At 67.8% G+C, this 13,129-nt stretch carries 12 protein-coding genes; 5 read left to right on the top strand and 7 right to left on the bottom strand.

The window, feature by feature from the left end; genetic code table 11:
• The gene (locus LJF27_RS28785) at positions 1-1,164 is read right to left on the bottom strand and encodes an isobutyryl-CoA dehydrogenase (protein ID WP_003116511.1); all 1,164 of its coding nucleotides are present in this window, start codon (positions 1,162-1,164) and stop codon (positions 1-3) included.
• Positions 1,165-1,175: 11 nt separating this feature from the next.
• The gene (locus LJF27_RS28780; RefSeq protein WP_003116510.1) at positions 1,176-2,684 is read right to left on the bottom strand and encodes a CoA-acylating methylmalonate-semialdehyde dehydrogenase; all 1,509 of its coding nucleotides are present in this window, start codon (positions 2,682-2,684) and stop codon (positions 1,176-1,178) included.
• A gap of 132 nt (positions 2,685-2,816) precedes the next feature.
• Here LJF27_RS28780 and LJF27_RS28775 point away from each other — a divergent pair, with 132 nt between their 5' ends.
• The 3 genes from LJF27_RS28775 (at position 2,817) to ung (ending at position 5,371) form a co-directional block, all read left to right on the top strand.
• Positions 2,817-3,698 carry an AraC family transcriptional regulator gene (locus LJF27_RS28775; RefSeq protein ID WP_003106441.1) on the top strand — a complete coding sequence of 294 codons (882 nt, stop codon included), beginning with the start codon at positions 2,817-2,819 and terminating at the stop codon, positions 3,696-3,698.
• Between the two features lie 56 nt (positions 3,699-3,754).
• Positions 3,755-4,576, top strand: a complete 822-nt coding sequence (locus tag LJF27_RS28770; RefSeq protein ID WP_003106439.1) for a VanW family protein — start codon at positions 3,755-3,757, stop codon at positions 4,574-4,576.
• Between the two features lie 99 nt (positions 4,577-4,675).
• A complete protein-coding gene (gene ung, locus LJF27_RS28765; protein WP_003106436.1) occupies positions 4,676-5,371 on the top strand; it encodes a uracil-DNA glycosylase in 696 nt (231 codons plus the stop codon).
• A 126-nt stretch (positions 5,372-5,497) separates the two neighbouring features.
• Here the strand turns inward: ung and LJF27_RS28760 are convergent, their stop codons facing one another.
• The 5 genes from LJF27_RS28760 to LJF27_RS28740 are packed head-to-tail and all read right to left on the bottom strand — an operon-like array spanning position 5,498 to position 10,871.
• Positions 5,498-6,535, bottom strand: coding sequence for an AbrB family transcriptional regulator (locus tag LJF27_RS28760; RefSeq protein ID WP_003114172.1), 1,038 nt, complete (start codon positions 6,533-6,535; stop codon positions 5,498-5,500).
• Positions 6,528-8,045: a tripartite tricarboxylate transporter permease gene (locus LJF27_RS28755; protein WP_003116509.1), complete on the bottom strand. Its 1,518-nt coding sequence runs from the start codon at positions 8,043-8,045 to the stop codon at positions 6,528-6,530. Before LJF27_RS28755 ends, LJF27_RS28760 begins: the two co-directional genes overlap by 8 nt.
• A gap of 10 nt (positions 8,046-8,055) precedes the next feature.
• Positions 8,056-8,526 (bottom strand): tripartite tricarboxylate transporter TctB family protein, encoded by a 471-nt coding sequence (locus LJF27_RS28750; RefSeq protein WP_003101933.1) that lies wholly within the window; start codon positions 8,524-8,526, stop codon positions 8,056-8,058.
• 48 nt (positions 8,527-8,574) lie between these two features.
• Positions 8,575-9,558, bottom strand: coding sequence for a tripartite tricarboxylate transporter substrate binding protein (locus LJF27_RS28745; RefSeq protein WP_003085519.1), 984 nt, complete (start codon positions 9,556-9,558; stop codon positions 8,575-8,577).
• A 29-nt stretch (positions 9,559-9,587) separates the two neighbouring features.
• On the bottom strand, positions 9,588-10,871 hold the full coding sequence (locus LJF27_RS28740) for an OprD family porin (RefSeq protein WP_003116508.1): 1,284 nt from the start codon (positions 10,869-10,871) through the stop codon (positions 9,588-9,590).
• Between the two features lie 210 nt (positions 10,872-11,081).
• Here LJF27_RS28740 and LJF27_RS28735 point away from each other — a divergent pair, with 210 nt between their 5' ends.
• Both LJF27_RS28735 and LJF27_RS28730 read left to right on the top strand, forming a co-directional pair.
• Positions 11,082-11,753: a response regulator gene (locus LJF27_RS28735; RefSeq protein WP_003085524.1), complete on the top strand. Its 672-nt coding sequence runs from the start codon at positions 11,082-11,084 to the stop codon at positions 11,751-11,753.
• Positions 11,746-13,128 (top strand): sensor histidine kinase, encoded by a 1,383-nt coding sequence (locus LJF27_RS28730; protein WP_003101943.1) that lies wholly within the window; start codon positions 11,746-11,748, stop codon positions 13,126-13,128. The genes LJF27_RS28735 and LJF27_RS28730 overlap by 8 nt, the downstream gene beginning before the upstream one ends.
• Position 13,129: the final 1 nt, after the last annotated feature.

The following is a 13,129-nucleotide window of genomic DNA, read 5'->3' as shown; positions in this document are numbered from 1 at the left end:
TCACAGCAGGCGATCGAGCATGCCGCCCTGCTCCAGCAGGCGGCGGGCGACGATCACCCGCATGATTTCGTTGGTGCCTTCGAGGATCTGGTGCACGCGGGTGTCGCGTACCCAGCGCTCCAGCGGATAATCGTTGAGATAGCCGTAGCCGCCGTGCAGTTGCAAGGCCTCGTTGCAGACATCGAAGCAGCGGTCGGTGGCGAAGCGCTTGGCCATTGCGCAGTACAGGGTCGCCTCGGCGTCGCCGCGGTCCAGCCGATGGGCGCCGAGGCGGACCATCTGGCGGCTGGCGGTGAGTTCGGTGAGCATGTCGGCGAGCTTGAACTGCAAGGCCTGGAAGGTCGCCAGCGGCTTGCCGAACTGCTCGCGCTCCTCGACGTAGCGCATCGACTGCTCCAGCGCCGCCTGGGCGGCGCCCAGGGAACAACTGGCGATGTTCAGGCGGCCGCCGTCGAGGCCTTTCATGGCATAGACGAAGCCCTGGCCCTCCGGGCCGATGCGGTTGCCGGCGGGGATGCGCACGCCTTCGAAGGTGATGGTGCGGGTCGGCTGCGCGCGCCAGCCCATCTTGTCCTCGTTGCGGCCGTAGCGGATGCCGGGCGCGTCGGCCGGTACCAGGAAGCAGGAGATGCCCCTGGCGCCGTCCTCGCCGGTGCGCGCCATGACGATCAGCACCTGGGTGCTGCCGGCGCCGGAAATGAAGCACTTGCTGCCGTCCAGCACGTATTCGTCGCCCTCGCGGCGGGCGCGGGTGCGCAGGCGCGCGGCGTCGGAGCCGGCATCGGGCTCGGTCAGGCAATAGGAGGCGAGCGACTCGCCGCCGATCAGGCCGGGCAGCCAGGCCTCCTTCAGCGCCGCGTCGCCGAACGAGGCGAGCATCCAGGCGGCCATGTTGTGGATGCTGATGTAGGCGGTAGTGGCCACGCAGCCGGCGGCCAGTTGCTCGAAGATCAGCGAAGTGGACAGCCGCGACAGGCCCAGGCCGCCGTCTTCCTCGGCGATGTACAGGCCGAGGTAGCCCTGTTCGGCGGCGGCGCGGATGACTTCCTCCGGGAAGTGATGGTCGCGGTCCCAGTCGGCCGCCTTCGGCGCCAGTTCGTGGCGGGCGAAGGCGCGGGCGCTCTCCACCAGCAGGCGTTGTTCTTCGGTGAGGTCGAAATCCATAGGTCCTCGGGTCACTTGAGATGGATGGTCATGTTCGGGCCGGCCGACGATTCGTCGGTCGTCGGTTCATCGTCGAACCAGCGGCTGGTGACGGTCTTGGTCTCGGTATAGAAGCGCACAGCCTGCTTGCCGTAGGCGTGCAGGTCGCCGTAGAAGGAACCCTTCCAGCCGGTGAAGGAGAAGAACGGCAGCGGTACCGGGATCGGTACGTTGATACCCACCTGGCCGACCTGCACCGCGTGCTGGTAGCGCCGAGCGGCGCCGCCGGAGCGGGTGAACAGGCTTGTTCCATTGCCATAGGGGTTGGCGTTGACCAGGGCGATGGCCTCTTCCAGGCTTTCCACCTCCAGGCAGGCCAGCACCGGGCCGAAGATTTCCTCGCGGTACAGGCCCATCTTCGGCGTCACTGCGCGGAACAGGGTGGGACCGAGCCAGTTGCCGTTGGGATAGCCTTCGACCTGGCACTGCGAGCCGTCGAGCAGGCACTCGGCGCCTTCCGCCTTGCCTTCGGCGATCAGGCGCAGCACGCGCTGGCGCGCCTGCGGGCTGATCAGCGGACCATAGGCGGCGTCCGGGTCCTGCCAGTGGCCGGGGCGCAGGGCGGCCATCCGCTCGGCCAGTTCGGGAATCCACTCGCGCGCCGCGCCGACGAACACCGCCGCGCTGATCGCCATGCAGCGCTGGCCGGCGGCGCCGCAACTGGCGCCGACCAGGTTGCCGAGAACCTGGGCCTTGTTCGCGTCGGGGAGGATCACCATGTGGTTCTTCGCCCCGGCGAAGGCCTGCACCCGCTTCAGGTGCGCGGTGCCGGTGCGGTACACGTGCTGGCCGACGGCGACCGAGCCGACGAAGGAAATCGCCCGGATGTCCGGGTGGGTGAGGAGGGCATCGACCTGCTCGCGGCCGCCATGAATCACCTGCAGCACGCCCTTCGGCGCGCCGGCCTCGAGGAACAGCTCGGCGAGGCGGTTGGGTGTCAGCGGATCCTGTTCGGAGGGCTTGAGGACGAAGGTGTTGCCGCAGGCGATGGCCAGCGGGAACATCCACAGCGGGATCATCGCCGGGAAATTGAACGGGGTGATCCCGGCGCACACGCCGAGGGGCTGGATCCAACTGGCGGTGTCGATCTCGCGGGCGACGTTTTCCACCGTCTCGCCCATCATCAGGCTGGCCACGTTGGCGGCGTGTTCGACCACCTCGATGCCGCGCCACACGTCGCCCTTGGCATCGGCGAGGTTCTTGCCGGTCTCCCGGGCCAGCAGTTCGCCGAGTTCGTCGTGGTGTTCCTTGAGCAGGTGCTGGTAGCGCAGCATCAACCGCGCTCGCTCGGGAGCCGGGACTTCGCGCCAGGTCTCGAAGGCGCGCTGGGCGCTGGCGATGGCCTGCTCGATCTCGTCGGCGGTGGCCTTCGGCGCCAGCGCGAGGACGTCCTGGGTCGCCGGATCGGTGACTTCGACCAGCTCGCGGGAACGGCTGCCGCGCCATTCGCCGTCGATCAGCTGGGGGATTGCCTTGGCCATCGTCGCCTCCGCTTCCCGGTGGACCGGGATGTTGTTTTGAGTCGTTATAGCCGGCCGCAAGCCGCCTGTGGATTGACGATCTTGCGCAAGGGATGGACGATCTTGGGATTCAGACTACCGAGTCGCGTCGCCGTGAAGCGTTCCGTACAGACCTCCGCCTGGCCCCTGCCCAACCAGGGTGTGCGTTTCATCACGCCGCCCCGCCTGCGTCGCGCCCTGGCCCGCCATCCGCTCGGCCAGGCCTGCTACCCGCTGGCCCTCGGTTACTATCCGGAGGCGCATGGCCACCACATGCAGCGGCGCGCGCCGGACGACAACCTGTTGATCTACTGCCGGGCCGGACGCGGCTGGCTGGAGTGTGCCGGCGAGCGCGTCGAGGTCGGCGGCGGCGACCTGCTGGTCCTGCCCAAGGGCCGGGAACATGCCTACGGCGCCGACTCGCAGCGGCCCTGGAGCATCTACTGGGTACATTTCGAAGGCGGACTGGCGGAGGATTTCCTGCGTCCGCTGGGCAGCGCCCCGCGCCTGCGCCTGGGCATGCAGCCGCGCCTGCTGGCGGAGTTCGATGCGCTGCTGGCGCTGCGTCGCCAGGGCCTCAGCCTGCCGCACTTCATCCATGCCGCGCACCTGTTGCAGGGCCTGCTCACCTCGCTGGCGGTGCGTCCGGCGCGGGCCAGCCTGAAATCCGGACGGGTGCTGGACATCGACGCGGTGCAGGCGCTGATGCGCGCGCACCTGCACGACAGCCTCAACCTCGACGAGCTGGCGGCGCAGTTCAAGCTGTCGCGCTTCCATTTCGCCAAGACCTATCGCGCCCTGACCGGCCAGGCGCCGATCCAGGATTTCATCCAGATGAAGATGGCCCATGCCTGCCGCCTGCTCGACGAGGGCGCGCTGGAGGTGCGGCAGATCGCCGAGCAGCTCGGCTACGCCGATCCCTATTACTTCTCGCGGCTGTTCCGCAAGGTGGTGGGCATGGCGCCCAGTCACTACCGGGCGCTGCACCAGGGCTAGTGCTCCGGGCATAATGCTGCATCCTGCCCGTGGGCCGAGACCGACAAGGATCGTCGATGCGCAAACCCCTATCGCTCTACCACCCCTGGCTCTACTGGCTGCGGGTCTGGCAACGACGTCTCTGGCGGCACTGCCGCTGGCGTCTTGGCGGCCGTCGCTACGTGCGGTTGCCATCGATCGACGAGCGCCTGCCGTACCGCTACATCAAGCACACCTCGAAGTTGATCCGCCGCCTCGGCGACAGCGACCTCGCCCTGCAACGCAACAAGGTGGTCAACCTGCGCCTGGCGGTGGACTGCATGAACGGCGTGAGCATCGGCCCCGGCGAGTACTTCTCGTTCTGCCGGCTGGTCGGTCGGCCCAGCGCCCGGCGTGGCTTCGTCGAAGGTATGGAGTTGTCCTTCGGCGAGGCGCGCAGCGGAATCGGCGGCGGCATCTGCCAACTGAGCAACCTGATCCACTGGATGGCCCTGCATTCCCCGCTGCGCGTGGTGGAGCGGGCCAACCACAGCTTCGACCCGTTTCCCGACGAGGGACGGATCCTGCCGTTCGGCTCGGGCGCGGCGATCTTCTACAACTTCATCGACCTGGTGCTGCACAATCCGACGGCGGATACCTTCCAGCTGCGCTTCCATATCGCCGCCCACCAACTGGAAGGCGAACTGCTGTGCAGCGCGCCGCGCCCTGTGCGCTACCACGTCTATGAGAGGGCCCAGCGCTTTGTCCGCGACGGCGATGCGGTGCTGAGGCTCAACGAGATCTGGCGCGACATCCGGGAAAAGGGCCAGGCCGGCACCCTGCTGGCCAGCGAGTGCCTGTACCGCAACCGGGTGCGCGTGAAGTATCCGGTGGAAGAGGCCCGCCTGTCCCGAGATTGACAAGCGCGGCGGGCTTTTCTACGGTTCCGCGGCCACAGGCTGTCGGCGACCTTCTGAAAAAGGCCGGACGACTTTTTCAGTACCGAGACAGGGGGTTCCATGACCGATAACGACGACCGCATCAAGCTCGAGGCGAGTTGGAAGGAAGCGCTGCGCGAGGAATTCGACAAGCCCTACATGAAGCAACTGGGCGAGTTCCTGCGCCAGGAGAAGGCCGCCGGCAAGGTGATCTTTCCGCCCGGGCCATTGATCTTCAACGCGCTGAACACCACGCCGCTGGAGAACGTCAAGGTGGTGATCATCGGCCAGGATCCCTACCACGGACCAGGCCAGGCCCACGGCCTGTGCTTCTCGGTGCAGCCCGGCGTGCCGACGCCGCCGTCCTTGCAGAACATCTACAAGGAACTCAACCGCGACCTGAACATCCCGATTCCCAACAACGGCTACCTGCAGCGCTGGGCGGAGCAGGGCGTGCTGTTGCTCAATACCTCCCTGACCGTCGAGCAGGCCAAGGCCGGCTCCCACGCCAATGCCGGCTGGCAGCCGTTCACCGACCGCGTCATCGAGGTGGTCAACGAGCGTTGCGAGCGCCTGGTGTTCCTGCTCTGGGGCAGCCACGCGCAGAGCAAGCAGAAGCTGATCGACCCGCAGCGCCACCTGATTCTCAAGTCGGCGCACCCGTCGCCGTTGTCGGCCTACCGCGGTTTCCTCGGCAACGGCCACTTCAGCCGCACCAACAAGTTCCTCGAGCAGAACGGCAAGACGCCTATCGACTGGTCGCTGCCGGACCTCTGAAGGCCGCTGTCGCCCAGCTCTTCACATGGTGGGTGCCGCTGTGTGCCTCTGACCGCGCCCGGAAAAAAAAGCCCGCACGAGGCGGGCTGGAAAACGCCACACATCCAGTGTGGCGGCGTGGCTCGATCAGCCGGCGCGCTTCCTCCAGTAGCGGAAGCACGGCTCGGCGAGGAACAGCACCAGCAATAGCCTCAGTACCTGCAAGGCGGTGACCAGCGGCACCGAGAGCTGCAAGGCTTCGGCGGTCAGGCTCAGCTCGGCGATGCCGCCGGGCATCATGCCGAGCATCAGCGACTGGTGGTCGAGGGTGGTCAGCCAGCCGAGCAACTCGGCGGCGAGCGCCGCGGCGAACATCATCCACAGCGTGCAGACCAGGGTACGACTGACGAAGGCTGGAGCGCTGCGGAAGAAACTGCGGTTGAAATGGCAACCCAGGGCGCTGCCGATCAGCCATTGGCCGACGCCGCTGGAACCGGCCGGCAGGCCGATATGCAGGTCGAAGCCGAGGCTGACGCCGGCCGCCAGCAACAGCGGGCCGAGCAGCCAGGGATTGGGTTGGCGCAACTTCTGCCAGCCCAGCGCGACCAGCGCCCCGGCCGGGAACAGCAGGGCCAGCCAGTGCCAGTCCACCGGCGCGGCCTGGTGCGGGCCTGGCTGGCCGCCGCCGAGCAGGTACTGGAACGCCGCCGGCACCAGCAGCACTACCAGCAACAGGCGCAGGCTCTGCGCTGCGGCGACGCGGCTGAGCACCGCGCCGTGGCGCTGCCCGAGGTTGACCATCTCGCTGGCACCACCGGGCATGCTGGCGAAGAACGCGGTGGCGCGGTCCTCGCCGCTGCGGCGCATGAAGGCGATCGCCAGCACGCTGGAAAGCGTGGTGGCCACGGCGCCGAAGACGATGATCACGCTATGCGCCAGCACTTGCTCGATCACTGCCGGGGTGAAGTGCAGGCCGATGCCGATGCCGACGATCCATTGCCCGCACTTGCGTGCCCCCGGCACTTCGGCCAGCGGCAGGTCGGCCAGGCAACGCACCAGCATCACCGCAAGCAGCGAGCCGATCATCCACGGCAGCGGCCAGCCGACCAGGCTTGCCAGCCAGCCGCCAAGGGCGCCCACCAGCGGCGTCGCCCAGTACAGCCTCCAGGTGACGCGCTCAGGCATCGGCCAGCCCTGTCGCGCGACGGGCCACGCGGCGGCGCCAGGCGCGGACCAGCGGCAACAGCAGCATTACCACCACCAGCGCCCAGGTCACCAGGCTGATCGGGCTCGACCAGAGGATGCCCAGTTCACCGTTGGAGATCGACAGCGCGCGGCGCAGGTTCTGCTCCATCAGTCCACCGAGGATGAAGCCCAGCAGCAGCGGCGAGAGCGGGAAGTCGAGCTTGCGCAGGATATAGCCGATCACGCCGATGCCGACCATCAGGAACAGGTCGAAGGTGGTCGCATGCACGCCGTACACGCCGATCCCGGTGATGATCGCGATGGCCGGCACCAGGGCCCAGTTCGGCACCGCGAGGATGCGGGTGAATACGCGGACCATCGGCACGTTGAGGATGATCAGCATGACGTTGGCGATGAACAGCGAGGCGATCAGGCCCCAGACGATGTCCGGTTGCTGCTGGAACAGCAGCGGGCCGGGAGTGATGTTGTACAGGGTCAGGGCGCCGATCATCACCGCAGTGGTACCCGAGCCGGGCACGCCGAGGGTCAGCATCGGCACCATGGCGCCGCAGGCGGAGGCGCCGATGGCGGTCTCGGGAGCGGCCAGGCCGCGCATGTCGCCCTTGCCGAACTCGCCCTTGGCACCGGCCAGCTTCTTCTCGGTCATATAGGCCACCGCGCTTGCCAGGGTCGCGCCGGCGCCGGGCAGTACGCCCATGACGAAACCGAGCAGACCGCAGCGCAGGTTGACCAGGAATACGCTGGCGGCCTCCTTGAAGTTGAACAGCATGCGTCCGGTGGCTTTCACCGCCTCCTGGCCGTGGTGGGTCTTCTCCAGCAGCAGGAGGATCTCGCTGACCGAGAACAGGCCCAGCACCAGGACCACGAACTGGATGCCGTCGGCGAGGTGGATGCTGTCCCCGGTGAAGCGGTACACGCCGCTGTTGGCGTCGATCCCGACGCTCGACAGGAACAGCCCGAGCAGCGCCGCCAGCAGGGTCTTCAGCGGGCGGTCGCCGGCCATCCCGCCGAGGCAGACGATGGCGAACACCATCAGCACGAAATATTCCGCCGGACCGAAGGCGATCGCCCACTTGGCCAGCAGCGGGGCGAACAGGACCATCCCGCAGGTGGCGATGAAAGCGCCAATGAACGAACTCCAGGCCGACAGCGACAGGGCCACGCCGGCCAGGCCCTTGCGTGCCATCGGGTAGCCGTCGAGGGTGGTCATCACGGTCGAGGCTTCGCCGGGGATGTTGAGCAGGATCGAGCTGATCCGCCCGCCGTACTCGCAGCCCAGGTACACGGCTGCGAGCAGGATCAGCGCGGTTTCCGGCGGCAGGCCGAGGGCGAAGGCCACCGGGATCAGCAGTGCCACGCCGTTGATCGGACCGAGGCCTGGCAGCAGGCCTACGATGGTGCCGATCAGGGTGCCGATCAGCGCGGTGATCAGGTTGGTCGGCGTCATCGCGACGCCGAAGCCCTGGCCGAGGTAGTTCAAGGTTTCCATCACGAAGTCCTCACAGCGGCAGGAAGTCGAGAACGCCCAGCGGCAGCGGGACGTCCAGGGCGCGGTCGAACAGCCAGTAGAGGCCGATCCCGAGCAGGCTCGCGGTGACCACCGCAGGGATTGGCCGGGCGCCGTAGAGAATGGCCATGCAGGAGCCGACCAGGGCGGCGCTGAGGATGAAGCCGAGCGTTTCGAACAGGCCGGCGAACACCAGCAGCAGGGCGATGCAGGCGAGCACCTTGAGCAGCACGGCGCCGCCCAGCGGTTGTTCGTCCTCGGCGTGGCGGATCGGCGTCGGCCGCGCGATCAGCCACGCCAGGCCGGCGCCCATCAGCGCCAGGCAGAGCAGCGGGTAGGCGCGCGGGCCGACCGGTTCGTAGGAAAACGGCGCCTGGTAACGCCAGCCGGCGACCGCCAGGCCGACGCAGGCGAGCAGCCAGAGCCCGGCGAACAGGCGCTGGTACAGGTTGGAACGGGTCATGGGACGATCCTCGTGGCGCGGCCGGGGTCCGGCCGCGCGCGGGCTGGCTTACTGGATCAGGCCGAAGTCCTTGGCCAGTTGCTTGTACTGCTGGACCTGCTGCTTCACGTAGCCGTCGAGTTCCTCGCCGGTCATGGCGAAGGGGAACAGCTCGCGCTGGTCGCGCAGCTTGGCGAAGTCCTCGGAGGCCAGCAGTTGGTCGAAGGCGTTCTTCCACCAGGCGTAGTCTTCGTCGCTGACCTTCGGCCCGAGGTAGAACCCGCGAACCACCGGCCAGACGATGTCGTAGCCCTGTTCCTTGGCGGTGGGGATGTTGGCCATCGCCGCCTCCGGCAGGCGTTCTTCGGAGAACACCGCGAGCAGGCGCATGTCGCCGCTGAGGATGTGCGGCATGGAGTCGGAAATGTCGGTGCTGCCGACCTGGATGTGCCCGCCGAGCAGCGCGGTGGCGATCTCGCCGCCGCCTTCCAGGGCCACGTAGCGCAGGTCGCGCGGATTGATCCCGGCGGCCTTGGCGATCAGCGCGGTCTGCATCCAGTCCTGGCTGCCGACGGTGCCGCCGGAGCCGATCACCACCTTGCTCGGGTCGGCCTTGAGCGCCTTCACCAGGTCGTCGAGGTTCTTGTAGGGCGAGTCGGTGCGCACCGCGATGGCGCCGTAGCTGGTGCCGATGGCGGCCAGCCATTTCACCGCGTTCTCGTCGAAGCGGCCGAACTTGCCCTGGGCCAGGTTCAGCAGCGAGCCGCTGGAGAAGGCGGTGATGGTGCCGGCGTCGCCCGGGCGTTGGGCGACCACCGCGTTATAGGCGACCGCGCCGACGCCGCCGGGCATGTAGGTGACGCGCATCGGCTTGCTCAGCAGCTTGGCCTCGACCAGGGCGCTCTGGGCCAGCTTGCAGGTGAGGTCGAAACCGCCGCCGGGGGACGCCGGGGCGATGCATTCGGGACGCTTGGGTTCGGCCACGGCGGCGCCGGCCAGCAGCAGGCCGGCGGCAACCAAGGCGAGGGGACGAAAAGACAGTTTCATCATCATCGGTGCTCCTGTGGAGTTCTTGTTCTGGCTTACCAGATCGGCAGGGTATAGCTGACGATCAGGCGGTTCTCATCGATGTCGCGGGTGAAATTGGAACGGAAGGTCGCGTTGCGCCAGCGGATTCCGAGGTTCTTCAGCGCGCCGCTCTGGAACACGTACTGCAGTTCGGTGTTGCGTTCCCATTCGCGGCCTTCGCCGCGCTGCCCGGCGAGTTCGACATTGTCGCCCTTGACGTAGCGGGTCATGAAGGTCAGGCCGGGAATGCCGAGGCCGACGAAGTCGTAGTCGTAGCGCAGTTGCCAGGAACGCTCCTTGGGACCGGCGAAGTCGTTGACCTGGACGAAGTTGACCAGGTACGGGTTGCTGCCTTCCAGGTAGGGGAAGGCGTCGTCGCCGTTCATTCGCTGCCAGGCCGCGCCGAAGGCATGGTTGCCAAGGCTGTAGGTGAACATGCCGTTGAGCGACTTGTTGTCGATGCCGCCGGCCTTGGCCGAGCCGCTGTCGGTGCTGCGGGCGAAGCGCAGGTCGCTGGTCAGTTCGCCGGGACCGATCGGCCAGCTGTGCAGCAGGCCGACGAAGTGCTGGCGGTAGACGTCCTGCAGGTTGCTGTAGTGATAGCTGGCGGTGAGTTGGTCGGTGAGCTTGTAGTCCAGTCCGCCGAGGTCGAAGTGATCGGCGCTGACCCCGGCGAAGCGGCCGTTCTTGTCGTTCAGCGCGAGGTCCTCGGAGTCGCTGGAGTCGCGGATCTTGGTCTTTTCCAGGCGCCCGGCGGTGAAGCCGAGGTCCTTGATCTCCTTCGAGGTGAGCAGCGCGCCTTCGAATATCTGCGGGAAGATCCGCCCGTTGTTCGGTTGTACCGATGGCAGCTTCGGAATCAGCGTGCCGACCTTCAGCTCGCTCTGCGAGACCTTGACCTTGGCGGTCAGGCCCAGTTTCGAGTAGGTGTCCGGCGCGCGGCCGTCGGAATCCTTCGGCAGCAGTCCGGTACCGCTGCGGCCGCGGCCGGAGTCGAGCTTGACGCCGAGCATGCCCATGGCGTCGAGGCCGAAGCCGACGGTGCCCTGGGTGTAGCCGGACTGCAGGTTGAGGATGAAGCCTTGCGCCCACTCCTCGCGCTTGGACTGGCCGGGGCCGTCGCGGAAGTCGCGGTTCATGTAGAAGTTGCGGGTTTCCAGGCTGGCCTTGCTGTCTTCGAGGAAGCCGGCGGCGTTGCCCAGGGGCGCGATGCCGGCGAGCACGACGGCGGTGGTGGTCAGGGTGGTGCTGCGGGACGAACGTACAGACCTTGCGGCCTGCGGCAGGGAAGTCGACATGCAGTGGTCTCCGATTCTTGTTCTTGTACGCCGAGCACCACGCTGCAGGGCGTTTTGGCGGACGATCTGCGCCGTCCATCGACTGATCCTAAGACGCCAAGCTTTCGCCAGGCTTTCAGCAATCCCCGGTGGCAGAGAAGCCATTTACCGGAGGGTTTTCCCCGGTACACTTCGCCTCTTGTGCCCTCATCCGGTGGTGGAGAACCGTCCATGCGCATCCTTCTGGTGGAAGATCATCCGCAGCTCGCCGAAAGCGTGGTCCAGGCGCTCAAGGGCGCCGGCTGGACGGTAGACCTGCTGCAGGACGGGGTGGCCGCCGACCTGGCTCTGGCCAGCGAGGAGTACGCCCTGGCGATCCTCGACGTCGGCCTGCCGCGGATGGACGGCTTCGAGGTGCTGGCGCGCCTGCGCGGGCGCGGCAAGACCCTGCCGGTGCTGATGCTGACTGCGCGCGGCGAGGTGAAGGACCGGGTGCACGGCCTCAATCTCGGCGCCGACGACTACCTGGCAAAGCCTTTCGAACTGTCCGAGCTGGAGGCGCGGGTCAAGGCCCTGCTGCGCCGCAGCGTGCTCGGTGGCGAACAGTTGCAGCGCTGCGGCGCCCTGGTCTACGACCTCGGCACCCGGCGCTTCAGCCTCGACGAGCAGCCGCTGACCCTGACCTCGCGGGAACAGGCGGTGCTGGAAGCGATGATCGCCCGGCCGGGGCGGGTGATGAGCAAGGAGCAACTGGCCGCCCAGGTCTTCGGCCTGGACGAGGAGGCCAGCGCCGACGCCATCGAGATCTACGTCCACCGCCTGCGCAAGAAGCTGGAAGGCGGCGCCGTGCGCATCGTCACCTTCCGCGGCCTCGGCTACCTGCTGGAGGCGCAGGGTGACTGATGCCGGCAGCCTGCGCGGAAGGCTGCTGCTGTGGCTGGCCCTGCTCCTGCTGCTGGTGCTCCTGGCGAGCGGCCTGAGCGCCTACTGGAACGGTCGCGAGGTGGCCGACACCGCCTACGACCGGACCTTGCTGGCCTCGGCGCGGGCGATCGCCGACGGGCTCTACGAGAAGGACGGCACCCTGCGCGCCGACGTCCCCTACGTGGCACTGGATACCTTCGCCTACGACAGCGCCGGGCGGATCTTCTACCAGGTCAACGACATCCACGGACGGATGATCTCCGGCTACGAGAATCTTCCGGCGGCACCCGCCGATACCCTGCGCACCGACGACTACCCGGCCCTGGCCAAGTTCTACGACGGCGTCTACCAGGGCGTCGACGTACGCGTGGTGAGCCTGCTGCAACCGGTCAGCGAACCGAGCATGAGCGGCATGGCGGAGATCCGCGTGGCGGAGACCGAAGGCGCCCGCGAGCGCATGGCGCGCAGCCTGATGACCGATACCCTGCTGCGCCTGGGCGTCCTCGGCGTCGGCGCGCTGGTGCTGGTGTGGCTGGCGGTGAGCGCCGCGCTGCGTCCGCTGGATCGCCTGCGCCGCGAGGTGGAAGAGCGCCAGCCGGACGACCTGCGGCCGTTGCCGATGCTAGAGGTCCAGCATGAATTGCGGCCGCTGGTGGAGTCGCTGAACCACTTCACCCAGCGCCTGCGCAGCCTGTTCGAGCGGCAGTCGCAGTTCATCGCCGATGCCGCCCACGAGTTGCGCACGCCGCTGGCGGCGCTCAAGGCGCGCCTGGAACTGGGCCTGCGCGAGCAGGAGCCGGAAGCCTGGCGTTCGACCCTGGAGACCACGGCGAAGAACACCGACCGCCTGATCCACCTGGCCAACCAGCTGCTTTCCCTGGCGCGCATCGAAAGCGGCGCCCAGGCCATTGCCGAGGGTGGCGCCGAGCGTATCGACCTGACCGCCCTGGCCCGGGAACTGGGCCTGGCGCTGGCGCCGCTGGCCTATGCGCGGGGAGCCTCGCTGGCGCTGGAAAGCGCCGGGCCGGTGTGGATCCAGGGTGAACCGACGCTGCTCAACGAATTGCTCAGCAACCTGCTGGACAACGCGCTGGCGCACACCCCGCAGGGCGGCAACGTGATCCTCAGGGTGCTGGAGGGGGGCGTGCTGGAAGTGGAAGACGATGGTCCGGGAATTCCCGCCGCCGACCGCGAGCGGGTCTTCCAGCGCTTCTACCGGCGCGGCGACAGCCCCGGCAGCGGCCTGGGGCTGGCGATCGTCGGCGAGGTCTGCCGGGCGCACCGGGCGCAGATCCAGCTCGACCAGGGCGAACTGGGCGGCTTGCTGGTGCGGGTGCGCTTCCCGGCGGAGTAGG

It is taken from the genome of Pseudomonas sp. 203-8 (assembly GCF_020708595.1).
Taxonomy (GTDB): domain Bacteria; phylum Pseudomonadota; class Gammaproteobacteria; order Pseudomonadales; family Pseudomonadaceae; genus Pseudomonas; species Pseudomonas aeruginosa.
This window is presented reverse-complemented; position numbering and strand designations above follow the sequence as displayed.

Excerpts from the sequence above, each read along its gene's own strand:
- LJF27_RS28750 (WP_003101933.1), bottom strand. The coding sequence starts at position 8,526 with ATGACCCGTTCCAACCTGTACCAGCGCCTGTTCGCCGGGCTCTGGCTG.
- LJF27_RS28755 (WP_003116509.1), bottom strand. The coding sequence starts at position 8,045 with ATGGAAACCTTGAACTACCTCGGCCAGGGCTTCGGCGTCGCGATGACG.
- LJF27_RS28785 (WP_003116511.1), bottom strand. The coding sequence starts at position 1,164 with ATGGATTTCGACCTCACCGAAGAACAACGCCTGCTGGTGGAGAGCGCC.
- LJF27_RS28770 (WP_003106439.1), top strand. The coding sequence starts at position 3,755 with ATGCGCAAACCCCTATCGCTCTACCACCCCTGGCTCTACTGGCTGCGG.
- LJF27_RS28740 (WP_003116508.1), bottom strand. The coding sequence starts at position 10,871 with ATGTCGACTTCCCTGCCGCAGGCCGCAAGGTCTGTACGTTCGTCCCGC.
- LJF27_RS28735 (WP_003085524.1), top strand. The coding sequence starts at position 11,082 with ATGCGCATCCTTCTGGTGGAAGATCATCCGCAGCTCGCCGAAAGCGTG.
- ung (WP_003106436.1), top strand. The coding sequence starts at position 4,676 with ATGACCGATAACGACGACCGCATCAAGCTCGAGGCGAGTTGGAAGGAA.
- LJF27_RS28745 (WP_003085519.1), bottom strand. The coding sequence starts at position 9,558 with ATGATGATGAAACTGTCTTTTCGTCCCCTCGCCTTGGTTGCCGCCGGC.
- LJF27_RS28760 (WP_003114172.1), bottom strand. The coding sequence starts at position 6,535 with ATGCCTGAGCGCGTCACCTGGAGGCTGTACTGGGCGACGCCGCTGGTG.
- LJF27_RS28780 (WP_003116510.1), bottom strand. The coding sequence starts at position 2,684 with ATGGCCAAGGCAATCCCCCAGCTGATCGACGGCGAATGGCGCGGCAGC.